The organism is Amphritea sp. HPY (assembly GCF_050870985.1).
Classification (GTDB): domain Bacteria; phylum Pseudomonadota; class Gammaproteobacteria; order Pseudomonadales; family Balneatricaceae; genus Amphritea.
On record NZ_CP194015.1, the window covers coordinates 1294924 to 1320369 of the forward strand.

A 25446-nucleotide genomic window follows, 5' to 3' on the forward strand; every position below is an offset into this window, starting at 1 on the left:
AGAAGATTCACCGGAGCGTGCTGAGGTTGAAGCTGATATCGAAGCGCGTGCTATTTAAATCTTTTGGGACGCAATGAGCATAGAACTGTAACAGAGGTTGCGACGATGAATGCACAAGTGAAAGAAAGCCTGCCACCGATGAGCCGTGAGGAATTTGAACAGGCACTGCGCGCCAAGAGTGCGCTGTACCATACCCAACATCCTTACCATATCGATATGTATGACGGTAAGTGCACTAAGGAGCAGATTCAGGGCTGGGTGGCAAACCGTTTCTACTATCAGATATCAATTCCGGTGAAAGATGCCGCTATTATGGCGAACTGCCCGGATCGTGAAGTGCGTCGCCACTGGGTACAGCGGGTACTTGATCACGATGGTTACGATGGTGCAGTTGGCGGTATCGAAGCCTGGTTGCAACTGGGTGAAGCGGTTGGCCTGACCCGACAAGAGATCCTGTCGCAGGAGCATGTGTTGCCGGGTGTGCGTTTTGCTGTCGATGCCTATGTTAATTTTGCCCGCCGTTCGACCTGGCAGGAAGCGGCCAGCTCATCCCTGACCGAGATGTTCGCGCCAACTATTCACCAGAACCGTCTGGATACCTGGCCGACTCACTATCCATGGATCAAGGCTGAAGGCTACCAGTATTTCCGTAACCGGCTGACCGAGGCGCGCCGCGATGTGGTGCATGGACTGGAGATCACGCTGGATCATTACCAGACCCGGGAGCAGCAGGAACGCATGCTCAACATTCTGCAGTTTAAGCTGGATGTACTCTGGAGCATGCTTGATTCGATGACCATGGCCTATGAGCTTAAGCGTCCGCCGTATCACACGGTAACCGATGAGAAGGTCTATCATTCAGGTCTGTTCGCATGAATGCCGCAGCGGTTAAGAGCAGCGCAGAGATCGACTTTGCGCTGGTGCCAACCCTGAATACCATGTTTCGCATGCAGTGGGAAAAAGCCCAGGACTGTTATGTCCTGCTCTATCCTGAAGGGATGGTTAAGCTTAATGGCGCCGCTGGTGAGATTCTGGCGCAGGTTGATGGTCAGCGTAGTGTGGCTGATATTATCGCAGTACTGCAGGCAAAATTTCCTGACGCTGAAGGGATAGACGGCGACATCCTGCATTTTTTAGGAGAAGCCCGTGAGCAACTCTGGATCACCTTGTAACGCTCAGCCTTCGCTGGGCAGCGTACCGCAACACGGCCAGCCACTTTGGCTGCTGGCCGAACTCACCTATAAATGTCCGTTGCAGTGTCCTTACTGCGCCAACCCGCTGGATTTTGCCAATCGTACCGATGAGCTAACCACTCAACAGTGGCTTGATGTCTTCGCTCAGGCGCGTGAGCTTGGCGCTGCGCAGCTGGGCTTTTCAGGTGGCGAACCTTTAGTCCGCCAGGATCTGGCGGAACTGATCGGTGGCGCCCGGGAGCTGGGTTATTACACTAACCTGATCACCTCCGGTGTCGGGCTCAATGAACGTAAGATCGCCGATTTTCGTGACGCCGGGCTGGACCATATTCAGGTCAGTTTTCAGGCCGCAGACCCTGAAGTAAATAATATGCTGGCAGGTTCTGCTAAAGCGTTCCGGCAGAAGCTGGCGATGGCCAAAGAGGTGAAAGCCCAGGGTTATCCGATGGTGCTCAACTTCGTTACCCATCGCCATAATATCGATCAGATCGACCGCATTATCGAGCTTTGCGTCGAGCTGCAGGCAGACTATGTCGAGCTGGCGACCTGTCAGTATTACGGCTGGGCCTATGAAAACCGTGACGACCTGCTGCCGACCCGGGCGCAGCTGGAACGGGCGGAACGGATCACCAACGAATACCGCGACCGGCTGGCGAAAGCGGGTAATCCGATCAAGATTATCTTTGTCACCCCGGACTATTACGAGGAACGTCCTAAAGGTTGTATGAACGGCTGGGGTCAGGTGTTCCTCACCATAACCCCGGACGGCACGGCGTTGCCTTGCCACAGTGCCCGTATGCTGCCGATCGAGTTTCCCAATGTGCGCGAACAGAGTATCGAGCAGATCTGGAACCAGTCCAACGGCTTCAATCATTTCCGTGGCTACGAATGGATGAAGGAGCCTTGTGCCTCCTGCGATGAAAAAGAGAAAGACTTTGGTGGCTGCCGCTGCCAGGCCTTTATGATGACCGGCGATGCCAACAATACCGATCCGGTGTGTTCTAAGTCACCGCACCATGACCTGATCCTGAATGCCCGGCAAGCAGCTGAAAATACTGAAGGCAGAGATAATTCTGAGCCGGTATTCCGCAACGAACGCAATTCCAGAGTATTCTGTAAGGGCTAGATGTAATAGAGAGTAATTAATTGCCGGAGCCCCGGATGACGACAGAGTATGGTTTTTTTGATTCCGCCTTCAGTGCCGCCGATGCCGTAGCCGGTTCCGTTGAACAGGGCCAGCTGGTGGCTGGTGATGCGGGGCTGTTCTGGGTTGAGTTTCGACCAGAAGATAACGGACGCACGGTGTTATGCCAGCGTAGCTGGCAAGGTGAGCTGCAGGACCTGACACCGCAATCATTCACTGTACGCAGTCGGGTCTATGAGTATGGCGGCAAAAGCTGGTGCCTGCTGGATACCAGTTCCCATTATCAGCTGGCGTTTGTTAACGGAGGCGATCAGCAGATCTGGCTGCAATCGCTGACCGATAGTGGCGTATCGCAGCCAAAACAATTAACCGATGCAACAGAGTGTCGTTATGGCGATCTGATCTGTGATCCACAGCGCCAGCGCATCATTGCCGTACAGGAAAAGGCGACCGTTGATCCAACGCAACCGGAACACTCGCTGGTGGCTATCTGCCTGCAATCCGGGGCTGTCACCTGTTTGTGTGAAGGGCAGGACTTCTATGCGTCTCCGACTCTCAGTGAAAACGGTAATCAGCTGGCCTGGATCAGCTGGAGTCATCCCCATATGCCCTGGGTCAGCACCCGGTTGTGGTTAGCGACTCTCAACGCTGATGGTTCGGTTATGAGTGAGAAACTGGTTGCCGGAGAAGGGCGTTCAACTGAATGGGCTAAAGAGTCCTCAGCTGAACTGGATAAACAGTCTTTGCAACAGCCCAGATTCCTGCAGGACGGAACGTTGAGCGCAATCTCTGACAGCAGTGGTTGGTGGAATTTATACCGTTATCTTTGTTGCGCTTATATCGAAACCGAAACCGCAGCAGGAGCTGTTACAGCTGCGTTAACGTCAGGTAGCCAGGGGGTCAAGGCGTTATGGCAGAAGCCGGTCGAGTTTGGTATCGCCCAGTGGCAACTGGGCGTCTCTACCTGGGACTGGCTTAGCGCACCGGGAACAGAGAGTAGTGATACGCTATGGCTGGTGGCCAGTTATCTGGAGCAGGGTAAGGGCTGCCTTGGCATGCGCCCGATATCCGGCAACAGATACGAGAATGACCGCACTGTGTTGCTCGCTCCAGAGTTTTCGCTGTTCCGTCATATCAGTTGCTACCAGGGTAAGATCTACTGTATTGCCAACAGCGAGACCCGAACCCCGGCGATTCTGGAAATAACCCCTGATTTTGAAAGCTCAGCGCAGGTTCGGGTTCTTTGCGGTAACGAACTTATTACCGGGCTGCGCCGGGTGAGCGCGCCTGAAAGTATCAGCTATCCGGTTGCTGCTGATGAAGTTGCTCACGGCTTTCTTTACCTGCCTGAAACGATTGCTGAGAGTGCTAAAAAACCGCCATTGATCGTCTTTACCCATGGTGGACCAACCGGTACCACCTATCCGGTATTTAATCCCAAGATCCAGTACTGGACCGAGCGGGGTTTTGCCGTGGTCGATCTCAACTATCGCGGCAGCGCCGGTTACGGTCGGGGCTACCGGCACCGGCTGGCCGGGCAGTGGGGGGTAACCGATGTCGAAGACGCCGTGGCCGCTGCGGATTATCTGGCAGTGGAGGAATTGACCGATAGCCACAATGTATTCATTCGTGGCGGCAGTGCTGGGGGCTATACGACGCTCTGTGCGCTGGCGTTCAGTGAGCGTTTTCGCGGAGGAGCCAGTTATTACGGCGTCAGTGATCCGCTGACCCTGACCCGGGACACCCATAAGTTCGAAAGCCACTACCTTGACTGGCTTATCGGTGATCCTGAAATCGATGCAAGGCTATACCGAGAGCGCAGCCCGCTACTGGCTGCTGATCGCATTACCTGCCCGATGATCTTCTTCCAGGGCGGGCAGGACAAAGTGGTGGTGCCGGACCAGACCGAACGTATGGTCAGAGCCTTAAAGCAGAACGGAATTTCAGTGGAGTACCACCTCTATCCCGATGAGCAACACGGCTTTCGTTCAAGTGAAAATCAGATCAGTAGTCTGGAAGCTGAGCTGGCATTTTATCGCTCTCTCCTGAGGCCCTGATAATTCTCCATTGCCGGGTTTTGTTCTGGTACAATGCGCGCTTTATAGGCGGTCTGGCTAAGCAGACCGAGCCAAACGCCGCTGCAGAACAGATTTCAGCACAGGCTGTCAGAATCCGGAGTGACCATGAGTACAGAGCAAGCTTTGCAGGACCGCAGTGAAAACAGATGCGAACTATGTGGCGCGACTGATAACCTGAGCTTGTATGAGGTACCGCCAAACGGTAAAGGCGGCGTTGATGATTCCGTACTAGCCTGTGGCACTTGTAAAGACCAGCTCGACAATCCGGCCAATACTGACGCTAACCACTGGCGTTGCCTCAACGACAGCATGTGGAGCCAGGTACCAGCCGTACAGGTACTGGCATGGCGTATGCTGACCCGTCTGCGTAGCGAGGGCTGGCCGCAGGACCTGCTGGATATGATGTACCTGGACGACGAACAGATGATCTGGGCGCAAGCGACCGGTGAACATCTGGATGATTCTGAGAAAGTGATCCACCGCGACAGCAACGGCGTAGTACTGGAAGCGGGCGACAATGTGGTTCTGATCAAAGACCTGGACGTAAAAGGCGCAGGCTTCACCGCCAAGCGTGGTACCGCAGTACGAGGTATCTCACTGGTACCGGACAACGCCGAGCAGATTGAAGGCCGGGTTAACGGTACCCGCATCGTTATACTGACTAAGTTCGCCAAAAAGTCTTAAGGGCAGCGGCTAGAACGCGGCTGGGCCGCGTGCTAGAACGGAAGACAAGCCTTCCTGCTAGTGGCTAGAAAAAGCCTTTTAAAAACGCGCCGCAGGCGCGTTTTTTGTGGGCAAAGACAAAAACGTAGCTCGTTGCTCGAAAGAGCCTTCTAAACTACATTGTTCTGCTGGGGCTCACTCCATTGCTTCGTAAGAACTGTAGGTTGGTCTGAGTGAAACGAAGCCCAACAAAACGTAGCTCGTTGCTCGAACGCCGCTGCGCAGCTTGCTCGTGGCTCGAAAGAGTCTTCTAAACTACATTGTTCTGCTGGGGATCACTCCATCACTCCGTAAGAATCGTAGGTTGGTCTGAGTGAAACGAAGCCCAACAAAACGTAGCTCGTAGCTCGAACGCCGCTGAGCAGCTTGCTCGTGGCTCGAAAGAGCCTTCTAAACTACATTGTTCTGCTGGGGCTCACTCCATCACTCCGTAAGAATCGTAGGTTGGTCTGAGTGAAACGAAGCCCAACAAAACGTAGCTCGTTGCTCGAACGCCGCTGCGCAGCTTGCTCGTGGCTCGAAAGAGCCTTCTAAACTACATTGTTCTGCTGGGGCTCACTCCATCACTCCGTAAGAATCGTAGGTTGGTCTGAGTGAAACGAAGCCCAACATTCGCCGGTCCCTCGGTAAAGCCTTCTTAGTCATCTCTGTGCCAGACCGTAACTTTATTATTTCGTAAAGGCTGCCGACCATTGTAGGAGGCGCGCCCCGCGGCGATAAATTCCACTCAGCGGGTGCTTACAGAGGCCTGTTGACGGAAACAGGAACATCCAGCCCGGCTGTCTGAATGCGTTAGGATACTTCCGCCCTAATGCGTAAGGGAGTGAAGGGCCAAGACCTTCAAGGTTATCCTGTTTTTGAAGCCTTATACTTTTTCTATTATCTGCCGGAGTGGTTGTTCCAGTGAACGGCTCATCAAAGTTGTTCTGTCTTTGTTTCCCTTGCCGTCACGCACGGTAATGCTATAACGCTGCAAATCCAGGCCCTTAATACGCAGTCTGAGGCACTCTGTAATCCTTAACCCACTGCCGTACAGAATAGAAAAGATACTCTGGTTCCGTCCTTTCAGATAATCGAATATTTTCTGTACCTCGGTAGCATGAAGCACAACAGGTAAACGTCTTTGGCGCTTTGCGTATTTGAATCCTAAATTACCAAGAGGTTTCTGTAAGAACTGGTTATAAAGAAAAGCCAGTGCATTAAGTGCTGATTTCTGCGTATTTATCGCAACGTCTCTTTCATTAGCAAGGTAAGAGAGAAAACACTTAACCTCATCAGGGCCAAGCTTATCGGGTTGTTGTAGTTGATGAAAACGAATGTAGAAGCGAATCCAGTATAAGTAGGTTTTTTCTGTTCGCAGACTGTATCCCTTCATCCGCATAGCCCTGCTTATGCTGTGTAAAAATGGACTATTGCTCATACCGATTCCCTCCGGCCTTTAAATGCAACTTAACTGTATGTTTATACAGTTAAGTTGCAGCCTGGATCATAAAGTGCGCGTTTGCACGGAAACACCGCGTAAAAATGCGCGTTTGTATCTGGCAGTTTTCAGCAAAGTTATTTAGTATCAGGGAGTTACAATATTGCGCATCGGAACTTATGCGCAACGCAGTACAGAATAACGCGCATGCGCGTTTTCATGGAATCATGGGAGATGGATTTTGCTAGCTAAGCCTTTAGTATCAAATAGTTATTGCTATCTATCAGAGTCCTTAACTCCGTACATATGCGCATGCGCACAACTAAGCTTTTAAGTTCCAAGGAAGTGTAGATGTCTATAAGGAAAATTGAGCCAACAGACTTGGCTCGTGTGAACTCAATATGTATTAATGCGTTTATGGGAACAGTGGCGTCTACGCTAACCGAAGAAGGTATTGAGACATTTCAAAATATTGCATCCGTAGATGGCTTCACAGATCGGATGGAAGCAGATAATGAAATGTTGGCTTACGAAGATAATGGCGAGGTTGTAGGAATTATTGAACTTAAGGAGGGCCGTCATATTGCGATGTTATTTGTGTCTCCCAGCTCTCAGAATAAAGGTGTGGGTCGCTCTTTAATTTCAGCAATTCTCCCACATGCACGGAGTAATCTTCTGACAGTGAGTGCGTCGCTTACATCTATTCCCGCTTATTTGAACTACGGATTTAAATGTACTGGAGAGGTTGGAGAATCTGCGGGGCTAAAATACCAGCCTATGGAAATGGAGCTTAACAAGTCAATGCAGCCGACCGCTGAAGCGTCAGCTGATTGAGGCGTTAAAACTATATTGTTGCAGGGCCATATCAATGAATAAAAGTACGCTATTTGAGTTAACCCTTTTTGATCCTGAGAATACTCTTATTGCCTTGCTTGAAAAGCGGGGCATAGAATTTCGAAAGGTACCTGTAACACGAAAATTTGTGGTTGCGATGGACGAAACTGTTGAAGTCGTCAGTAGTGATAACAGTGAAGCCCTGATTGAAAATCTCGTGTCGGTATTCATTGAATGGCTTGAAGAAAAACGATACCGGAAATTGCAGGTTCAGTTAGTAGACGGAAGTATTGTGTATATTGATGAATGCGACATTGAAGGCGTTACCAGCATACTCAAAAATTCGTTGAAAGTGAGTGCATTTGATCCAGAATATAACAACCGAATACTTAATAAGTAGCAAGATCACCCTTAGTCTTGCTACGGGGATCATAAACTACCGCCAGCAAACTGGCTCGGAACTCAGCCACTGCGCGGCTTCGTCCCGTTATCATCGGCGTTAATTATGCCAACGGGCGTCCTCATTGACTGATCTTTGGTGTGTCACCGTTGGTACCGAATAAGTGCCGATGCGCTAATGAAATCATACATATTTCGGAACGCCGCCTGGATTCAGATTTACTCTGCCCTTACCTTAAGCTTTTTTGACAAACTTTGCGGTCACCATCATCTCTCCGGCGCCATCAATTTTGCAGTCAAGTTGGTGGTCCTTTCCTTCAACGATTCGTCGTATCATCGCTTTTGTACCGATCTTAAGCACCTGGGAACTGCCTTTTACCTTGAGGTCTTTAATAAGAGTGACCTTATCGCCATCTTGCAACAGCGTGCCGTTGGCATCTTTGATGTTCAAGGAGTCTTCTTCGGCAAGTGCATCCGACGGGTTCCATTCATGTGCGCATTCTGGACAGATCAGCAGATCCTGATCCTGGTAAACGAATTCAGAATTGCATTTCGGGCAGGGAGGAAGGGACATACAGTATTACTTCTTTAAATGAGTTTGGTGTGCATGGTAATAGGACGGTTCTGTTTTGGCGAGTATTTTTAACTGAATTCAGTGTATGCCAATCACCAGTTGAGCTAATTACTTCCTTGCATAATTCACATTCAGATGAGAATAAAACAAATCCACTGAGTCCATAGTTAGAAGGCGTGGAAATACTACCCATCAATAGAGCGTATGACTCAAGTAAATTTGAAGTGGCTGATAATATGTATGAAGGTATCAGGAAGTAGCTTTATGCTTTTCCCAGCCACTCAGGTTGGCTTTTCCTCCGTTCTATCGAGTCGCGTTTTTTTGCAGCAATCTATCGACTTTGCACTGTAATAGTGCGCGAGCGGCTATGTTTGCCTTAATTGACAGAGCTGGTTTGCTGCTTTGATATTTCTGCTAACTTATCGTTAACCTGCATAAGCCGGGTAGTTGCGGGGGTAGGTCGGCCTTTATGGTTCTTTTATTTCCTGGGCTGTATTGATTGGTGTAGATCTTGCTGCGTTTTAGGCAGGATCCACCAGAACTGCAGAGGATTAAATATAGAGCAAGCCGGTGGCGAGCTTTCTCCTGTATTGGGAATTAAGCGGGTTTCTGTCATCCGGATTGGAGACGCAACTTTGTTCAGAAGGTAACTGCCGGGTAGAGGAATTAAAGAGAATGTCTGCAGGTGATGCAAAAAAAATTGTTATAGCGGGCCGCTCTCCGCTTTATCGGGAAGGATTGAAAATAGTTTTGTCTGCAGATAAAGCTTTTCGATTCAGGGAAGCGGGAAGTCTGGCTGAGTTGGTTAAATGTAATAGTCAGGTTGATGACCCGGGATTGATCATTCTCGACTGGTCTTTATTCAGGTCTGAAGAGCCGGACCTTCTGATCAGTTTTATCTTTAATAGTGTTGCGCCGGTGTTGCTACTTTGTAACCAGCCGGACCGCTTTGTATGTCAAAAAGCTAAGGCCTGTGGGGTGCGTGGGGTGATCTGTAAGACATCCTCCGGAACCGATATAAGGCGAGCAGCAAAAGCTGTATTGGAAAATCAATCGGTCTGGCCAGATGAGAGCAGGTTGTCTTTGCGAATAGGTGATGCAGAGACTGCCAATATGCGGGTTATTGAGAGAATGCAAACCCTGACCCCTAAAGAGAGGGTGGTGTTGGATTGTATAAGAGAAGGTGCGTTATATAAGCAGATCGCGTATCAGTTAGGCGTGCAGGATTCGACAGTTAAGTGTCATGCAGCCAGTATTATGCGAAAAATGTGTTCACGAAACCGCACCCATCTGATATCGCTGCTGCATAATGCAGTGCCTCAGCATGACCCGGTGCAAGCTCCAGCCTCTGATACACAATAACTGGGGTCAGCCAGAGTAAGATTAATTTTCGATTTTTTGAAAACTCACGCATGTAATGCTCTTACGAAGACCGTTGGGTAGCCTTTCCAAAAAGCGTTATTAAGAAGGCTTTTAACGCTTTTTCTAGCCACTAGCAGAAAGGTGTGCCTTCCGTTCTAGCTACTAAAGTGTTGCAATGCCTTTTTCTGTAGAGCTTCCCGCACAACAATTACACAACGCATTTCGCTTAAATACTGGCTTATCACAGGAGCGCTTGTGGAACTCGCATGTCTTTACCTGGAAGGTGTACTGATCCCTGAAAACTGGATCGATTTTGCTGAAGAATCCGGAATTTGAAGGTTGGGACCATGCTGATAAATGGGGCGTAACTGATAAGCAGGACCGTCCTTTGGCTGTCACCACGCACAAATGAAAAGCCATTACCCGTAGTTTCAATGCGTCTTCAGTACTGCCTGGAATCCGTTATGTGCTCATTGGAGCCTGTGATTCGCAGGATAAATATGGTGGTCTCATTGTGGTTATTGATCTGCCAGATAAAACGACACTTAGTTGATTCGCTGAATTTTTTTAGTTGTTCTTGTACTTGCAAAAAGCATCAGAGTAAGAGGGGGGCTGAATACAGGGCTGTACGCCAATTTGAGATGTATCTGTCTGTACAGCAATAACTAATCAATGTAATTATTAAAGCCGGGAGTCGCTTATTCAGCGTGGATAGTCGACTTAACCGTAAACTTTTTAAGGCAAAAAAATTGGACGCAAAAGATATTGATCTGATAAGAGATGCGGCTCTGCTATTGGAAAAAGAACATTTGATCAAAGCGTTACATTTAATGCAGTTAGCGAAAAAACTCAGACCTGAAGGGGCTTTTATTGCTGCCAAGTGTGAAGAATATTTAGCAAAGAATGCATCTGGTTTTCGCTTTAGTCTGGAAATATTTAGTCTTAACTATCTAAGCCGCAAACTTTTCAATGCAAAGGAATTGGACGCAAAAGATATTGATCTGATAAAAGATGCGGCTTTGATATTGGAAAATGAACATTTGACCAAAGCTTGGCAGTTAATGGAGTTAGCAAAAAAACTCAGACCAGATGGGCCTTTTATCGCGGCTAAGTGTAAAGAATATTTAGCAAAGATAGCATCTGGTTTTTGCTTTAGTCAGGAAACTTTGAGTCTCGATTACCGAAACAAATATTTGTTATCGAATGCTGTAAATCCGTCACGAGATAAGTTTGTTGTGAGTGCCGATATCAACGATATTTACAGCGGTTTGGGTTGCATGCTGCTGGTACTGGCTCCGGCATGGAAATATGCCAAGTCTACCGGCAGGATACTGATTATTGATTGGCGCAATAGTCCTTATGTACGTTCAGACTCCAGTGTAAATCTATTTTCAAGGCTGTTTGATCCCTCTGGACTGACTGCCTCGGGCGTGAAAGTGATTGCAGATGATCAGGTAGATACGATGTTGCTTCCTAACTCACTCCTACTGTCGAGAGTTGAGCAGGAACATGAGTCAGGAATCCTTGTTTCATGTAATAAAAAAGGCATTAACAACGATGACATGATAAGCCTGTTGCAAGAGGGGGTAGACTCACAGGCAGCTACTTTTCTACCTTCGCTCGGTGTTATGTATAGAATCGCAACTAAGCATAGCCCTCTTAATCAATCGGGATCTTCGTTCTGTACTTTTGAGGAGGCTGCAATATTGTACGGCTGCCTGAAACCAAGGCCTCAGATTCAGCAACAGATTGATTTTTATAGTGATACATACTTTTCAGAAAATGCTGTTATCGGCCTGCATATCAGGCATGGTAATGGGGAAGAGTTAGTGCGTAAGCATTTCTCTGGACGTGTGATTTCAGGGTTTGATGACTTCATCGATAACCTGGTATCAAAGATCGATACAATTGCGCGAAAACAAGGGTTAACTCAATACAAGGTGTTTCTTTGTACTGATTCTGATCAGGTAGCTTTAGCCTTAAGAGATCGAATTCCGGATCTGCTAACACGTGATATATGGCGCCCTGAGAATGACAAAGGAGTTGATTTTGATCATCCCTTCGAATCATCTGAAGAAGGTGTTAAAACAGCTGCGAACGCTCTGATTGATATGCAATTGCTGAGTAAATGTGATGTGGCCATTTTAACTAGGCCTACAAGCTTTGCTTGCCAGGTGCCTTATCTGCAAGAGAAACCCAATGCGTTGTTTCTCGATAGTGAAGACTTTAACCAAATATAATGGAGCGGGTAATGGATTGGACAACTCAACGGTGCCTGGTGACGGGGGGAGCCAGTTTTATTGGCAGTCACCTGACAGAAAGACTTGTTGCGCTGGGAGCGAAAGTACGGGTCATTGACAACTTATCCAGTGGTAAAAGAGAACATTTATCCGGAGTTCTTAATCAGATTGAATTCGTCCATGATGACTTGATGAATCTGGAAGTTGCAAAGCGTTCAATGCAAAATATTGACCGGGTTTTTCATCTTGCGGCAGATCATGGTGGCAGGGGATATATAGCTGCTCATCCGGCTAACTGTATTGGCAATATGGCACTTGATAACATCGTATTTAAAGCTGCAGCGGAGGATGATGTTGAGCATATTACTTTTACCAGCTCAGCCTGTGTCTATCCTACGGATATTCAAGAGGATAAAACGTTACTAACAGAATCTTTAGTGTCCTTTGATCACCGGGGCGGAGCCTTTGCTGACGAGGAATATGGTTGGGCAAAATTAATGGGTGAGCTTTCTCTGCGTGCCCATTACAAGCAAAATGGTTTGAAAGCAGCAATTGCAAGGCTTTCAACTGTTTATGGTCCGCGTGAAAATGAAAGTCATGCTCTGGTTGCACTGGTAGCGAAGGCTTTTATCAAGCAGTCTCCTTTCGAAATATGGGGTGATGGAAATCAAACCCGGGGCTTTACATATGTCAGTGATATAGTGAATGGATTAATTCTGGCATCAGAAAACATTATGGATGCCAGTGCGATTAACCTGGGCACTGATGAATTTATCAGTCTGAATAAAATAGCATCAATCATCTTTGAACAAACAGCCTGGTCTCCGCCTGATGGTGTTAAACATCAGCGTGATAAACCTGTCGGTGTTCTACATCGGGCCCTGGACTATAGCTATACACAGTCCAAAACTGGCTGGACACCTCAAATGAGTCTTGAGCAGGGTATTGCAGATACAATAAAGTGGTATTTTGCAAATAACGAAAGTAGCAAAGTAAAACAAAATTTCGAGAAAAGGTTGCTTGCCAGATAAGTACGATTAATAGCATCAGGCCTGCGCTCAGGAGGAATAAGAAATAAGAGGGGTGGCAGATGAAAATAAATTTATCTGCCCTCTGAATGATCTTACGAAGAGTGTTTGGGGGGCTTTCTAATAAATTCTATTTAGAAGGTTCTTTATGCTTTTTCTAGCCACTAGCAGGAAGTGTGCCTTCCGTTCTAGCGAGCAGAACTTGTTCGGCGTTCTAGCTACTGGTCGCCCCGGCGTTGCAACAACTGCCTTTTCCGGTAGAATCCTCCGCACTATAACTAATAACTAAATTCGCTTTTAATAACATACAACAGGAGTCGCTTGTGGAACTCGCATGTCTTGACCTGGAAGGTGTACTGATCCCTGAGATCTGGATCGCTTTTGCTGAAGAAACCGGAATTGAAGAGCTTAAGGCGACTACCCGCGATATCCCAGACTACGATGTGCTGATGAAGCAACGTCTGCGTATTCTGGATGAGCATGGTCTGACCCTGCCACAGATTCAGGCAACCATTGATCGCCTGTCACCGTTGGAAGGTGCCCGTGAATTCATCGACTGGCTGCGTGAGCGTTTCCAGGTGGTGATCCTGTCCGATACCTTCTACGAGTTTGCTGCGCCACTGATGAAGCAGTTGGGTCATCCGACGCTGTTGTGCCATAAGCTGGAAGTCGACAACGGTGGCCGTATCACCGATTACACCCTGCGCCAGGTTGATCCTAAGCGGCAGTCTGTTCGCGCATTCCAGTTGCTGAACTACCGTGTCATCGCTGCCGGTGATTCTTACAACGATACCACTATGCTGACCCAGGCTGAGTCCGGTATCCTGTTCCATTCACCACAGAATGTAATCGACGAGTTTCCGCAGTTCCCGGCGGTACATAGCTTCGCGGATCTGAAGCAAGAATTCCTGAAAGCTAGCAACCGCGAACTTAGCCTGTAAAGGCTTAAGTTGCCAGACCGCTGAGCAAGCTCAGCTAGCTAGAACGGAAGGCCAGCCTTCCTGCTAGTGGCTAGAAAAAGCTATTCCCGCGTTGCGTGAATAAAAAAACCGCCTACTGGCGGTTTTTTTAGTTTTGAATTTTGGGTTTTGATTTTTCTAGCCACTAGCAAGCGCGTAGCGCGTTCTAGCTAGCCGCGCAGCGGTGGTCTAGCTCCTCTAGAGCGTCTGCTCTAATGCCTTAAGCAGGTTGTTAACCTTGTTATAGGTTTCCTGATACTCATCGGCGGTTTCTGAGTCGGCGATGATGCCGCCACCCGCCCAGCAATGAATCTTACCGTTCTGGCAGAGCAGGGTGCGGATGGTGATGCTGCTGTCCATCTTGCCGCTGAAGCTTAGATAGCCGATGGAGCCGCAGTAGATGGAGCGGCGATGGGGCTCAAGTTCTTCGATAATCTGCATCGCCCGAATCTTCGGTGCACCGGTGATTGAGCCCCCGGGAAAGCTGTGTTCCAGCAGGTCCAGTGGCGTTTTTCCGGCATCCAGGCGGCCGGTAACAGTGCTGACCAGATGGTGCACGTTGGCGTAGGATTCAACTGCAAACAGCTTGGGTACCCGTACGCTGCCGTGTTCACAGACCTTGCTGATATCGTTGCGTAGCAGATCGACAATCATCAGGTTTTCAGCCCGGTCTTTTTCGCTGTCATGCAGAGCCAGCTTGAGTTGTGCGTCGGCTATTGGATCGTCGCCACGGGGGCGGGTGCCTTTGATCGGCTTAGTGGTGACTTTGCCATTGTCCGCTTCGACAAACTGTTCCGGCGAGAGCGATAGGATTGCGCCTTGCGGTGTTTCCATATATGCGGAATACGGGGTGGGAGCGTGTTCACGCAGCAGGCTGTAAGCCTGCCATGGGTCGCCTTCACAGTCTGCAGTGAAGCGTTGCGCGAAGTTTACCTGGTAGCAGTCGCCGGCCTGAATATAGTCACTGATACGATCCAGTGAGGCGTAGTATTCCTGCTCGCTCATATTGCTGGTAAATGCAGAGCTGAGGCGGAATTCAGTTAGCTGTTTGGTTGTGTCAGACACAGATTCAGATTCGGCTTGTTGCAGTTGTCTGGCCAGAGCATCAGCGTTTGGCTCGCTGACCAGCGGTGTGGTAACCAGATAGCACTGTTGTAGTTCATGGTCGGTAACAATGGCCCAGCTATAGATAGCGGCCTGCATATCCGGCAGGTCGATATCGTTTGCCGTTTGTTCCGGCATGACTTCGAGGCTGCGGCCCAGGTCGTAAGCGAAGTATCCGATCATACCGCCACAGAAAGGCAGTGCTTTGATCGCATCATCTTCGGGAGCGGGGCAGTGCTGTTGATAGCTATCGTACAGGGCACGCAGGTGACTGAACGGGTTGCCTTGCAGCTGCTCACTGCTATCCGGTTTGATCAGGGTGGTCAGTTTTTCGCTGAAGCTGAGGCGGGCTACCGGGTCTGCCGCGATAATATCGTAGCGTCCATAGGGGCACAGGGGCTTGCCGCTGTCGAGATAGACCGGCGCCGCGAAGTGACGAATGCGTTCAAAGTAACGCTGACTGTTTTCCAGATAGGGGAGTGTGAAAAGTCTGTACACTCAGCATACCTTCATTTAGGGAGGGCGCATCAGTGATGCATCCTCTGGCCTTTTCGTCCCAGTGCAGTGAGATGAGCCGCTTCAGTTTCTCCGCTGCAGCCCCAGATTCAGACAGATGCTTGCAACGGCGGTAAAAAGGGCGATTGTAACCAGCCAACTGTTTGAAAGCGAGGCCGTTGTTTGTTATTTGTTGCGCCTTTGAGGTATTAAATACCTCTGCAGAATATTATGCTGTAGCAGCGTCGGCTTCATGCCGGTTCGCGACATCCATTTTTAAAAAATTCAGCAGATCAGATAATCATCGATGAAGCACCCTTATAAAGTCAGTTTGCATCAGCTCAATCTGCCCGATCAGCAGATCCACTATCGTTTGTATAAGAATCATGAGGTAACGCCTGCCCGGCGGTTGGTGCTGTTGCATGGTGCCGGAGTTGCGGGTGTGGATACCTGGGATATGATGGTGGCAATGCTGAAACACTGGGACGAGGTGCTGGTGCCGGATCAGCGCGGTACCGGACAGACCCGCTACCCTGATGGTGAAGAACATCCGTTTACGGTGACCGAGCTGGTTAATGACCTCAGTGCGCTGGTGGATCATCTGGGTTGGTGGCAGTTCGATCTTGGCGGTTACTCGATGGGAGGGATGGTCTCTCTACTATATAAGCAGCGTTATCATGACCGGGTGCAGAAACAGTTTCTGATGGAGGCTGCGGTGCTGGACCGGCCCTGCTGGGAATCAACGGTTAATCTGCGGCTGCAATACAGCGCGGCGGCGGAGCACCTGAAAGGTGATGAAGCGGAAACGGGTATCCGGACATTCCTTGATACGATTTCACCGAATCGTAAAGTGGCCCCTCAAGCCGAGTTGTTGACAATCCAGCGCCTGGGGATGCGTCCGCTGGGTTTCGCCAATGCGCTACATTGTGTCACGGATGCGATCAATACGATCAACCGGGAAGAGCTGGTAGCAGCCCAGGGTGATGTAACCAGCTTTATCGGGGGCCACAGTGTCGATCTGATGCATCAGTATCATCGTGATCTGGCGGAGCGAATGCCTAACTGGCACTACTTTATGGTAGCTGGCACTGATCACTCGCTGCCATTTCAGAAACCCCGTCAGATAGCCCGGACGATGGCTGCTGAACTGGAGCGATATCTTCAAATATAGTCCTTCTGAAAGATGCCTGAGGCCCCGTTTTACGGGGCTTTTTTGATTCTGCTTGCAGCATTAGGAAATACCCCTATACTTTTGTAGCATGTCGACAGTTTAAACCTTTAGCACTGTTGACGGTGGGTTTATTGCGCTGTATTGTTGTTAGCAGATTAAGATTGTCGACAATCTAAAGAGCGGGTCGAAATGGCAGAATTAGCAGAGATCAACGACAGTTCAAGTGAGATTCGCACCCTGGCCGATCAGGTGTGTGCCAAGCTGGTAACCGCCATTGTGCGGGGCGATATTCCACCGGGCCATAAGATCAGCGAGCCTGAACTGGCGCGCACTTACGGCATCAGTCGTGGCCCGTTACGCGAAGCAATTCGCCGTCTGGAAGGCCTTCGTTTAGTTGTTCGTATTCCTCATGTTGGTGCCCGCGTGGTATCCCTGACCCCGGAAGAACTGGTTGAGATCTATCGGGTGCGTGAAGCACTCGAAGGCATGGCCTGTCGCCTGGCTGCTGACAATATGTCGACAGATGAGATCGGCAGTCTGCGCGATCTGCTGTATCTGCATGAAAAGAATATTCAGGAGATTGATGGTCGATCCTACTTCCAGAAAGAGGGTGATCTCGATTTTCATTACCGTATCGTACAAGGCAGCAAGAACGAAAAGCTGCTGGAGTTGTTAGGTGGCGAGCTGTACCACCTGGTACGTATGTACCGTTATCAATTCAGTGTCTCTAAATCCCGTCCGCAACGTGCCCTGAAGGAACACCATCGCATCCTCGATGCGATCGAAGAGAAGGATGGCGAACTGGCAGAACTGCTAATGCGTCGCCATATCAGCACGGCACGTCGCAACATTGAAGAGCGTCTGAACCCCACGAATAAAGAAGAGAGGGAGTAACCTATGACTACTAAACTGACCGCTGGCGGCCGTTTCCGTAAAGCACTTGCCGAGTCTAAACCACTGCAGATCGTTGGTACTATCAATGCGTACCACGCAATGATGGCAGAGCGTGTTGGCCACAAAGCGGTCTACCTGTCCGGTGGCGGCGTTGCTAACGCATCTTACGGCCTGCCTGATCTGGGTATGACCTCAATGAATGACGTGCTGGAAGATGTACGTCGTATCACCAGCGCCGTTGAAACACCACTGATTGTCGATATCGACACCGGTTGGGGTGGTGCATTCAACATCGCACGTACAGTTAAAGAGATGATCAAGGCCGGAGCCGCTGGTTGTCATATTGAAGATCAGGTAGCGCAGAAGCGTTGTGGTCACCGTCCTAACAAAGAGATCGTTTCTAAAGAAGAGATGGTCGATCGTGTTAAAGCAGCAGTTGATGCCAAGACTGACGACGATTTCTTTATCATCGCCCGTACCGATGCGTTCCAGATGGAAGGTCTTGAAGCAGCGGTAGACCGTGCTAAAGCCTGTCTGGAAGCGGGTGCCGACGGTATCTTCGCTGAAGCGGTTCACACCCTGGAAGATTACCAGGCCTTTGCCGATGGCATTGGCGGTGCACACCTGCTGGCTAACATCACTGAATTCGGTGCGACACCGTTGTATAACACTGAAGAGTTGGCGCAAAGCGGTGCGACTATGGTGCTGTACCCGCTGTCTGCATTCCGTGCGGCTAACCTGGCAGCACTGAATGTATATGAAGCGCTGTTGCGCGATGGTGATCAGAAGGCTGTTGTTGACACTATGCAGACCCGGATGGATCTGTATGACTTCCTCAACTATCACGACTTCGAGCAGAAGCTGGATGCGTTGTTTGTGGAAGGCAAGAATAAGTAATTAAAAGCTATTGCGCTCGATAGGAGGGTGTTAAAAATATCTTTCGATATGCTCACTTACAAATGTAAGCTCCGCTATCTCAAGAATTTTTGCCTACTCCTATCTTCGCTCATAACGCTTTTAGGTTAATAAGCCGCATTAGATGGCGGCTTTAGAGAAAAGATAACTATATCGAGAATACTGTAACGGGAGCCGCCATAGGGCAGGTCTTCCGGAAGCAGAAAGGAGAGATAGGATGGCAGAAGCTAAGAAACTAAGTGGTGCAGGTCTGCGTGGTCAATCCGCAGGTGAAACCGCACTCTGTACTGTTGGTCAAACCGGTTCAGGTCTGACTTACCGTGGATACGATATTAAAGAGCTGGCTGATAAAGCTGAGTTTGAAGAAGTAGCGTACCTGCTGCTGTACGGCAAGCTACCGAACCAGGGTGAGCTGAATGCCTATAAAGTTCGCCTGAAAGGTATGCGTGCTCTGCCTGACGCATTGAAAACCGTATTGGAACAGATTCCTGCAGACGCACATCCGATGGATGTTATGCGTACCGGTTGTTCTATGCTGGGTAACCTGGAAACCGAGATGGATTTCACCGAGCAACACGATCATATCGATCGCATGCTGGCGGCGTTTCCGGGCATCATCAACTACTGGTACAACTTCAGCCATAACGGCAAGCGTATCGAAGTTGAAACCGATGCCGATTCTATCGGTGAGCAGTTCCTCTGGACGCTGCATGACAAGAAGCCTGAGCCGCTGCATGTAAAAGTAATGCACGCATCTCTGATTCTGTATGCAGAGCATGAGTTTAATGCTTCCACTTTCACCGCGCGTGTTTGTGCATCTACCTTGTCTGATATCCATAGCTGTGTAACTGCTGCAATCGGTTCCCTGCGTGGACCACTGCACGGTGGTGCTAACGAAGCGGCGATGGCGATGATCGAGAACTGGCGTTCTGCTGATGAGGCAGAAGCTGAAGTAATGGGCATGCTGGAACGTAAAGATAAGATCATGGGCTTCGGTCATGCGATCTATCGTGAATCCGATCCGCGTAACGCGATTATTAAAGAGTGGTCTAAGGAGCTGTCGGCACAGGTTGGTGATGAATACCTGTATGACGTTTCTGAGCGTGTAGAAGCGGTTATGTGGCGCGAGAAGAAATTGTTCTGTAACGCCGACTTCTTCCATGCGTCTGCTTACAACTTCATGGGTATTCCTACCGCGTTGTTTACGCCGATCTTCGTTTGTTCCCGTGTTGCTGGCTGGACCGCTCACGTAATGGAACAACGTGCCAACAACCGGATCATCCGTCCGTCTGCTGACTACACCGGCCCGGATAGCGCCGAGTGGGTTGATATCGCTGATCGTGCCTGAACGCCTAGAAAGACACTGATTTAAGCACTGCTTTAAGCCCCGGGGTACGAGCTCTTGCTAAGAGCTCTGCTTCTGCGCGGCATACAGGGAAGGGGGCAACTCCTTCCCGGATTCAAATTTCAAGATACAGGTGTTATATGAACACTGAATACCGTAAATCATTAGCCGGTACCGATCTGGATTACTACGACACCCGTGCGGCGGTCGATGCGATTCAGACAGGTGCTTACGCGACATTGCCATACACCTCCCGTGTATTAGCGGAGCAGTTAGTACGTCGCTGTGATCCGGCTACGCTGACCGACTCCCTGAAGCAACTTATCGAACGTAAGCAGGATCTGGATTTTCCCTGGTATCCGGCGCGTGTTGTGTGTCATGACATCCTCGGTCAGACCGCACTGGTTGACCTGGCAGGTCTGCGGGATGCTATCGCTGATCAGGGTGGTGATCCATCGGAAGTAAATCCGGTTGTACCTACACAGCTGATTGTTGACCACTCGCTGGCGGTTGAAGCGCCGGGCTTTGATTCGGACGCATTTCAAAAGAACCGGGATATTGAAGATCGTCGAAACGATGACCGTTTCCACTTCATAAACTGGACTAAAAAAGCCTTTAAAAACGTCGACGTTATCCAGCCGGGTAACGGTATCATGCACCAGATCAACCTGGAGAAGATGTCTCCGGTGATTCAGGCGCGTGATGGTGTAGCGTTCCCGGATACCTGTGTCGGTACCGACAGTCACACGCCGCACGTTGATGCGCTGGGTGTAATCGCCATCGGTGTTGGTGGTCTGGAAGCTGAAACCGTGATGCTGGGTCGTCCATCCATGATGCGCCTGCCGGACATTATCGGTGTTGAGCTGGTGGGTAAACGCCAGCCAGGCATTACTGCCACCGATATCGTACTGGCGATCACTGAGTTCCTGCGTAACCAGAAAGTAGTTTCTTCTTACCTGGAATTCTTCGGCGAAGGCGCTAAGAACCTGACCATCGGTGACCGTGCCACTATCTCTAACATGACGCCGGAATTCGGTGCTTCTGCCGGTATGTTCTATATAGACCAGCAGACTATCGATTACCTTAAGCTGACCGGTCGTGAACCGCAGCAGGTAGCATTGGTAGAGCAGTACGCTAAAGAGACCGGTCTGTGGGCTGATGATCTGGTTGAGGCTAAGTACGAGCGTGTATTGACCTTCGATCTGTCGACTGTATGCCGTAACATGGCTGGCCCTTCTAACCCGCACCGTCGTTTGCCGACGTCTGATCTGGAATCCCGTGGTATTGCGGTTGATCTGGACAAGGCGCAGGCTGAAGAAGCTGAAGGCCTGATGCCGGATGGCGCGGTGATCATCGCTGCGATAACTTCCTGTACTAACACTTCTAACCCGCGCAACGTTGTTGCGGCCGGTCTGATTGCGCGTAACGCCAATAAACTGGGGCTGGTGCGTAAGCCATGGGTTAAATCTTCATTTGCTCCAGGTTCAAAGGTTGCAAAACTGTACCTTGAAGAATCCGGCCTGCTGCCAGAGATGGAGAAGCTGGGCTTCGGTATCGTTGGTTATGCCTGTACTACCTGTAACGGTATGAGTGGTGCGCTGGATCCTAAGATTCAGCAGGAAATCATCGACCGTGACCTGTATTCAACAGCGGTACTTTCCGGTAACCGTAACTTTGATGGCCGTATCCATCCGCATGCTAAGCAGGCGTTCCTTGCCTCGCCACCGCTGGTAGTTGCTTATGCAATTGCAGGTACTATGCGCTTCGATATCGAGAAAGACGTGCTGGGTACCGATCAGAATGGTAATCCGGTTACGCTGAAAGATATCTGGCCAAGCGATGAAGAGATCGATGCAATTGTTGCCTCGAGTGTTAAGCCTGAGCAGTTCCAGCAGGTTTATATTCCGATGTTCGATCTTTCCAGCGATGAAGGCGAGCAGATCAGCCCACTGTATGACTGGCGTCCACAGACTACCTATATCCGTCGTCCTCCATACTGGGAAGGTGCTTTAGCTGGCGAGCGTACTATGAAAGGTATGCGTCCGCTGGCGGTACTGGGTGACAACATCACTACAGACCACCTGTCGCCTTCAAACGCAATTCAGGCTTCCAGTGCCGCAGGCGAGTACTGTGCCAAGATGGGCTTGCCGGAAGAGGACTATAACTCTTACGCAACCCACCGCGGTGACCACCTGACGGCACAGCGTGCGACTTTTGCTAACCCTAAACTGCTGAACGAAATGTGCCGTGATGAAAACGGTGAAGTGAAGCAGGGTTCTCTGGCTCGTATCGAGCCGGAAGGTAAAGAGAGCCGTATGTGGGAAGCGATCGAGACCTACATGGAGCGTAAACAACCGCTGATTATCGTTGCCGGTGCTGATTACGGTCAGGGTTCTTCCCGTGACTGGGCAGCTAAAGGTGTTCGTCTGGCGGGTGTTGAAGTGATCGTTGCCGAAGGTTTTGAGCGCATTCACCGGACTAACCTGGTCGGTATGGGTGTATTGCCGGTAGAGTTTAAGGCTGGCGAAACTCGCGAAACTTATGCTATCGACGGTACCGAAACTTACGACGTTAAAGGTGAGATAACCCCGCGTGGTGATCTGACAGTCGTGGTTAACCGTGCCAATGGTGAGACGGTTGAGATCCCGGTTACCTGTCGACTGGATACCGCCGAGGAAGTACATGTGTACGGCGCTGGTGGTGTACTGCAGCGCTTCGCCCAGGACTTCCTGGAAGCGAACGCTTAACAGCTACCGCTTTGGGGCTGCGTAAGCTGAATTACGCAGCCCCGATTTCTCAAAAAATTCAGAATATCTTTAATAATATGATCTATTGAGATGATTTTATTAAGGTTTTTCCAGCCTGGTGTGTAAACAAGAGTGCCTGTTTTATAGGGTTGCTCAGATATACAGGATTAAATGTTATGGCTTTCGTACCTCAGATTAAAATTCCAGCTACTTATATCCGTGGCGGCACCAGTAAGGGTGTATTTTTCCGTCGTCAGGACCTGCCTGAAGTGGCTCAGGAGCCGGGTGCCGCCCGCGATAATATCTTAATGCGGGTGATCGGCAGCCCTGATCCGTATGGTAAGCAAACCGACGGTATGGGTGGTGCAACCTCCAGTACCAGTAAGACCGTTATTCTGGATAAGAGCAGCGTTGCTGATCACGATGTAGATTACCTGTTTGGTCAGGTTGCTATCGACAAGGCTTTTGTCGACTGGAGCGGTAACTGCGGTAATCTGACTGCCGCTGTTGGTGCATTCGCGATCAGCGGTGGCCTGGTGGATGCTGACCGGATTCCCGAAAACGGTATCTGTACAGTGCGTATCTGGCAGAAGAATATTTCCAAGACCATTATCGCCCATGTGCCTATGACCAATGGAGAAGTACAGGAAACCGGTGATTTTGAACTGGACGGCGTAACTTTCCCTGCGGCCGAGGTCGAGGTCGAGTTTATGGATCCTGCTGCAGGTGATGCTGCAATGTTCCCGACGGGTAACCTGGTTGATGATCTGGAAGTGCCGGGTGTTGGTACCTTCAAGGCGACGATGATCAATGCCGGTATCCCGACTATATTCCTGAATGCTGATGAGATCGGTTATACCGGTACCGAGTTGCAGGAAGCGATCAACGGTGATCCGGCTGCGCTGGAGCGTTTCGAAACCATCCGTGCATACGGCGCAGTACGTATGGGACTGATTAGCGATATTTCTGAAGCTGCAGCTCGCCAGCACACGCCGAAAGTGGCGTTCTGTGCACCGGCTCAGAATTACGTATCTTCCAGTGGTAAGCAGGTAACAACTGATGATATCGATCTGGTAGTGCGTGCCCTGTCTATGGGTAAGTTACACCATGCCATGATGGGCACTGCTGCGGTTGCTATCGGTACCGCTGCTGCGATTCCGGGCACACTGATAAACCTTGCTGCCGGTGGTGGTGAGCGTACAGCGGTAACATTCGGTCATCCGTCCGGCACGCTGAAAGTAGGCGCTGAAGCGAAACTTGTTGGTGAGGACTGGACCGCGACTAAGGCGATTATGAGCCGAAGCGCCCGTGTCCTGATGGAAGGCTGGGTACGAATTCCCGGCGATTGCTTCTAATCAGCATACTGTTTAAATGAATTGATTCTGCAGGGTATTGCTTAATTACCCTGTAGATCGACCGATGTCGAAGTGGCAGTCAGGTGGCAGGTCCTCCCTATCAAGGCCCTGTTGCTTCACTTCACGCCTTAGGCCCCATGCGAAAGTGTGGGGCCTTTTTTATGTGGGCTATTAACTAAAGAGGAAGCTATTTGTGTTATGGATTAGTTTAGAAGAGTAAAAGTCCGCTATCGCCTGTGGGTTCAACTGATCGACGCAACACTTTATCTTATGCCTAAAGATGGAGTGATGAAATATGGCGAGAAGAACCCGGTTGAAGTACACGAGTTCACTTAAGGCGGAGATATGGGATAGATACAAAGCAGGACAGTCTTTATGGTCTATCGCTCGTTCAATTGATCGCTCATCCTCTTCGATCTACGGGCAACTGGCTCCCACAGGAGGGATCCGTCCTCCAGAGAGAATAAGATCCTCACGCTCATTAAGTCTCGCAGAGCGTGAGGAGATATCCCGAGGAATCGTTGCTAATTTATCGATAAGGGCCATAGCCTCTCAGCTAGGCCGAGCTCCCTCGACGATCAGCCGAGAAATCAATCGCAACGGAGGCTCTCATAACTACCGCGCGGCGAAGGCTGACCAGAGTACATGGGATAAGGCACGTCGGCCTAAAAGCTGTAAACTAGCCAATAATCACCAGTTGAGCGGTATGATCGAATCAAAACTGCGGCGAAAGTGGTCGCCGGAGCAGATTGCCGGATGGCTAAAACGGGAGTATCCAGGCGACGAGAGCAACCAAGTGTCACACGAAACCATATATCGCAGTCTCTTCATTCAGGCGCGAGGGGTACTGAAAAAAGAGCTTCAACAGTACCTCCGATCAAAACGGAGCATTCGTCGTGCCAAAAACTCCAGCTTAAAAAGAGATGGCTTGGGAAGCATACCTAAAGCCATCTCAATCAGTGAGAGGCCAGCCACAGTCGAGGATCGAGCGGTTCCTGGGCATTGGGAGGGAGATCTAATAGAAGGTTCAAATAATAGCTGCATTGCGACGTTGGTGGAGCGCCACTCGCGCTACGTCATGCTATTTAAGCTGGCTAACAAGAAGACTGATACCGTTGTATCTGCCTTGCTCAAACAGGCGAGAATGCTTCCAGAAGAGCTCTACAAATCGTTAACGTGGGATCGGGGCACCGAAATGAAGGGGCATCAGCGCTTTACTTTGGAGACTGATATTCAGGTCTATTTCTGCGACCCCTATAGCCCCTGGCAGAGGGGCTCAAACGAGAACACGAATCGGTTATTGCGGCAGTACTTACCAAAAGGCACAAATTTGTCGGTTCATTCACAGGCTACACTCAATAAGATCGCAAGAGAGCTGAATGAACGACCACGTAAAACTTTGGCTTATGAAACCCCGGCTGATAGATTTAATGCATGTGTTGCGACGACCCATTGAGATCACAGCA

21 protein-coding genes and 1 pseudogene are annotated in these 25446 nt (G+C 49.8%); 19 read left to right on the forward strand and 3 right to left on the reverse strand.

Features of this window, described 5'->3' with window-relative positions:
• Positions 1–105: 105 nt before the first annotated feature.
• The 5 genes from pqqC to ACQUQM_RS05690 all read left to right on the forward strand — a co-directional run bounded on the left by pqqC (position 106) and on the right by ACQUQM_RS05690 (position 5099).
• A complete protein-coding gene (pqqC, locus tag ACQUQM_RS05670) occupies positions 106–876 on the forward strand; it encodes a pyrroloquinoline-quinone synthase PqqC (RefSeq protein ID WP_432473516.1) in 771 nt (256 codons plus the stop codon).
• Positions 873–1172: a pyrroloquinoline quinone biosynthesis peptide chaperone PqqD gene (gene pqqD, locus ACQUQM_RS05675; RefSeq protein WP_432473517.1), complete on the forward strand. Its 300-nt coding sequence runs from the start codon at positions 873–875 to the stop codon at positions 1170–1172. Before pqqC ends, pqqD begins: the two co-directional genes overlap by 4 nt.
• The gene (gene pqqE / locus ACQUQM_RS05680; RefSeq protein ID WP_432473518.1) at positions 1147–2319 is read left to right on the forward strand and encodes a pyrroloquinoline quinone biosynthesis protein PqqE; all 1173 of its coding nucleotides are present in this window, start codon (positions 1147–1149) and stop codon (positions 2317–2319) included. The genes pqqD and pqqE overlap by 26 nt, the downstream gene beginning before the upstream one ends.
• Before the next feature lie 35 nt (positions 2320–2354).
• Entirely contained in the window at positions 2355–4394 is a 2040-nt protein-coding gene (locus tag ACQUQM_RS05685; RefSeq protein ID WP_432473519.1) for an alpha/beta hydrolase family protein, read from the forward strand.
• A 126-nt stretch (positions 4395–4520) separates the two neighbouring features.
• Positions 4521–5099: a PhnA domain-containing protein gene (locus ACQUQM_RS05690; RefSeq protein ID WP_432473520.1), complete on the forward strand. Its 579-nt coding sequence runs from the start codon at positions 4521–4523 to the stop codon at positions 5097–5099.
• Between the two features lie 904 nt (positions 5100–6003).
• On the opposite strand, the gene ACQUQM_RS05695 is transcribed toward ACQUQM_RS05690, so the two are convergent.
• Positions 6004–6558, reverse strand: coding sequence for a phage integrase N-terminal SAM-like domain-containing protein (locus tag ACQUQM_RS05695; RefSeq protein WP_432473521.1), 555 nt, complete (start codon positions 6556–6558; stop codon positions 6004–6006).
• Between the two features lie 351 nt (positions 6559–6909).
• Here ACQUQM_RS05695 and ACQUQM_RS05700 point away from each other — a divergent pair, with 351 nt between their 5' ends.
• Together ACQUQM_RS05700 and ACQUQM_RS05705 are read left to right on the forward strand one after the other, a co-directional pair.
• Entirely contained in the window at positions 6910–7392 is a 483-nt protein-coding gene (locus tag ACQUQM_RS05700; RefSeq protein ID WP_432473522.1) for a GNAT family N-acetyltransferase, read from the forward strand.
• 34 nt (positions 7393–7426) lie between these two features.
• A complete protein-coding gene (locus ACQUQM_RS05705) occupies positions 7427–7792 on the forward strand; it encodes a hypothetical protein (protein WP_432473523.1) in 366 nt (121 codons plus the stop codon).
• Positions 7793–8026: 234 nt separating this feature from the next.
• On the opposite strand, the gene ACQUQM_RS05710 is transcribed toward ACQUQM_RS05705, so the two are convergent.
• Complete coding sequence (locus ACQUQM_RS05710; protein ID WP_432473524.1) at positions 8027–8365, reverse strand: zinc ribbon domain-containing protein YjdM; 339 nt, start codon at positions 8363–8365, stop codon at positions 8027–8029.
• 675 nt (positions 8366–9040) lie between these two features.
• On the opposite strand from ACQUQM_RS05710, the gene ACQUQM_RS05715 reads away from it, so the two are divergent.
• The 5 genes and pseudogenes from ACQUQM_RS05715 (at position 9041) to thrH (ACQUQM_RS05735) (ending at position 13936) form a co-directional block, all read left to right on the forward strand.
• Positions 9041–9727, forward strand: coding sequence for a LuxR C-terminal-related transcriptional regulator (locus ACQUQM_RS05715; RefSeq protein WP_432473525.1), 687 nt, complete (start codon positions 9041–9043; stop codon positions 9725–9727).
• Between the two features lie 255 nt (positions 9728–9982).
• A pseudogene (gene thrH / locus ACQUQM_RS05720) lies at positions 9983–10060 on the forward strand (bifunctional phosphoserine phosphatase/homoserine phosphotransferase ThrH); the annotation flags it as partial.
• 416 nt (positions 10061–10476) lie between these two features.
• On the forward strand, positions 10477–11967 hold the full coding sequence (locus ACQUQM_RS05725; protein WP_432473526.1) for a nodulation protein NodZ: 1491 nt from the start codon (positions 10477–10479) through the stop codon (positions 11965–11967).
• An 11-nt stretch (positions 11968–11978) separates the two neighbouring features.
• Positions 11979–12998: an NAD-dependent epimerase/dehydratase family protein gene (locus ACQUQM_RS05730; protein WP_432473527.1), complete on the forward strand. Its 1020-nt coding sequence runs from the start codon at positions 11979–11981 to the stop codon at positions 12996–12998.
• Positions 12999–13318: 320 nt separating this feature from the next.
• Positions 13319–13936, forward strand: coding sequence for a bifunctional phosphoserine phosphatase/homoserine phosphotransferase ThrH (gene thrH / locus ACQUQM_RS05735; protein WP_432473528.1), 618 nt, complete (start codon positions 13319–13321; stop codon positions 13934–13936).
• A 216-nt stretch (positions 13937–14152) separates the two neighbouring features.
• Here the strand turns inward: thrH (ACQUQM_RS05735) and pabB are convergent, their stop codons facing one another.
• The gene (gene pabB, locus ACQUQM_RS05740) at positions 14153–15556 is read right to left on the reverse strand and encodes an aminodeoxychorismate synthase component I (protein WP_432473529.1); all 1404 of its coding nucleotides are present in this window, start codon (positions 15554–15556) and stop codon (positions 14153–14155) included.
• Positions 15557–15860: 304 nt separating this feature from the next.
• Between pabB and ACQUQM_RS05745 the strand changes: the two genes are divergently transcribed.
• The 7 genes from ACQUQM_RS05745 to ACQUQM_RS05775 all read left to right on the forward strand — a co-directional run bounded on the left by ACQUQM_RS05745 (position 15861) and on the right by ACQUQM_RS05775 (position 25436).
• Positions 15861–16724, forward strand: a complete 864-nt coding sequence (locus tag ACQUQM_RS05745) for an alpha/beta fold hydrolase (protein ID WP_432473530.1) — start codon at positions 15861–15863, stop codon at positions 16722–16724.
• Between the two features lie 189 nt (positions 16725–16913).
• Positions 16914–17618 (forward strand): GntR family transcriptional regulator, encoded by a 705-nt coding sequence (locus ACQUQM_RS05750; RefSeq protein ID WP_432473531.1) that lies wholly within the window; start codon positions 16914–16916, stop codon positions 17616–17618.
• 3 nt (positions 17619–17621) lie between these two features.
• Positions 17622–18515 (forward strand): methylisocitrate lyase, encoded by an 894-nt coding sequence (prpB, locus tag ACQUQM_RS05755; protein ID WP_432473532.1) that lies wholly within the window; start codon positions 17622–17624, stop codon positions 18513–18515.
• A 235-nt stretch (positions 18516–18750) separates the two neighbouring features.
• A complete protein-coding gene (prpC, locus tag ACQUQM_RS05760) occupies positions 18751–19881 on the forward strand; it encodes a bifunctional 2-methylcitrate synthase/citrate synthase (protein ID WP_432473533.1) in 1131 nt (376 codons plus the stop codon).
• A 137-nt stretch (positions 19882–20018) separates the two neighbouring features.
• Complete coding sequence (acnD, locus tag ACQUQM_RS05765; RefSeq protein ID WP_432473534.1) at positions 20019–22625, forward strand: Fe/S-dependent 2-methylisocitrate dehydratase AcnD; 2607 nt, start codon at positions 20019–20021, stop codon at positions 22623–22625.
• 176 nt (positions 22626–22801) lie between these two features.
• On the forward strand, positions 22802–23980 hold the full coding sequence (prpF, locus tag ACQUQM_RS05770) for a 2-methylaconitate cis-trans isomerase PrpF (protein WP_432473535.1): 1179 nt from the start codon (positions 22802–22804) through the stop codon (positions 23978–23980).
• A 295-nt stretch (positions 23981–24275) separates the two neighbouring features.
• Positions 24276–25436 (forward strand): IS30 family transposase, encoded by a 1161-nt coding sequence (locus tag ACQUQM_RS05775; protein ID WP_432473536.1) that lies wholly within the window; start codon positions 24276–24278, stop codon positions 25434–25436.
• Positions 25437–25446: the final 10 nt, after the last annotated feature.

What these genes read in the sequence shown, in the direction of transcription:
- pqqC (WP_432473516.1), top strand. Translation starts at nt 106, where the DNA reads ATGAATGCACAAGTGAAAGAAAGCCTGCCACCGATGAGCCGTGAGGAA.
- pqqD (WP_432473517.1), top strand. Translation starts at nt 873, where the DNA reads ATGAATGCCGCAGCGGTTAAGAGCAGCGCAGAGATCGACTTTGCGCTG.
- ACQUQM_RS05685 (WP_432473519.1), top strand. Translation starts at nt 2,355, where the DNA reads ATGACGACAGAGTATGGTTTTTTTGATTCCGCCTTCAGTGCCGCCGAT.
- ACQUQM_RS05690 (WP_432473520.1), top strand. Translation starts at nt 4,521, where the DNA reads ATGAGTACAGAGCAAGCTTTGCAGGACCGCAGTGAAAACAGATGCGAA.
- ACQUQM_RS05695 (WP_432473521.1), bottom strand. Translation starts at nt 6,558, where the DNA reads ATGAGCAATAGTCCATTTTTACACAGCATAAGCAGGGCTATGCGGATG.
- ACQUQM_RS05700 (WP_432473522.1), top strand. Translation starts at nt 6,910, where the DNA reads ATGTCTATAAGGAAAATTGAGCCAACAGACTTGGCTCGTGTGAACTCA.
- ACQUQM_RS05705 (WP_432473523.1), top strand. Translation starts at nt 7,427, where the DNA reads ATGAATAAAAGTACGCTATTTGAGTTAACCCTTTTTGATCCTGAGAAT.
- ACQUQM_RS05710 (WP_432473524.1), bottom strand. Translation starts at nt 8,365, where the DNA reads ATGTCCCTTCCTCCCTGCCCGAAATGCAATTCTGAATTCGTTTACCAG.
- ACQUQM_RS05715 (WP_432473525.1), top strand. Translation starts at nt 9,041, where the DNA reads ATGTCTGCAGGTGATGCAAAAAAAATTGTTATAGCGGGCCGCTCTCCG.
- ACQUQM_RS05730 (WP_432473527.1), top strand. Translation starts at nt 11,979, where the DNA reads ATGGATTGGACAACTCAACGGTGCCTGGTGACGGGGGGAGCCAGTTTT.
- ACQUQM_RS05745 (WP_432473530.1), top strand. Translation starts at nt 15,861, where the DNA reads ATGAAGCACCCTTATAAAGTCAGTTTGCATCAGCTCAATCTGCCCGAT.
- ACQUQM_RS05750 (WP_432473531.1), top strand. Translation starts at nt 16,914, where the DNA reads ATGGCAGAATTAGCAGAGATCAACGACAGTTCAAGTGAGATTCGCACC.
- prpB (WP_432473532.1), top strand. Translation starts at nt 17,622, where the DNA reads ATGACTACTAAACTGACCGCTGGCGGCCGTTTCCGTAAAGCACTTGCC.
- prpC (WP_432473533.1), top strand. Translation starts at nt 18,751, where the DNA reads ATGGCAGAAGCTAAGAAACTAAGTGGTGCAGGTCTGCGTGGTCAATCC.
- acnD (WP_432473534.1), top strand. Translation starts at nt 20,019, where the DNA reads ATGAACACTGAATACCGTAAATCATTAGCCGGTACCGATCTGGATTAC.
- prpF (WP_432473535.1), top strand. Translation starts at nt 22,802, where the DNA reads ATGGCTTTCGTACCTCAGATTAAAATTCCAGCTACTTATATCCGTGGC.
- ACQUQM_RS05775 (WP_432473536.1), top strand. Translation starts at nt 24,276, where the DNA reads ATGGCGAGAAGAACCCGGTTGAAGTACACGAGTTCACTTAAGGCGGAG.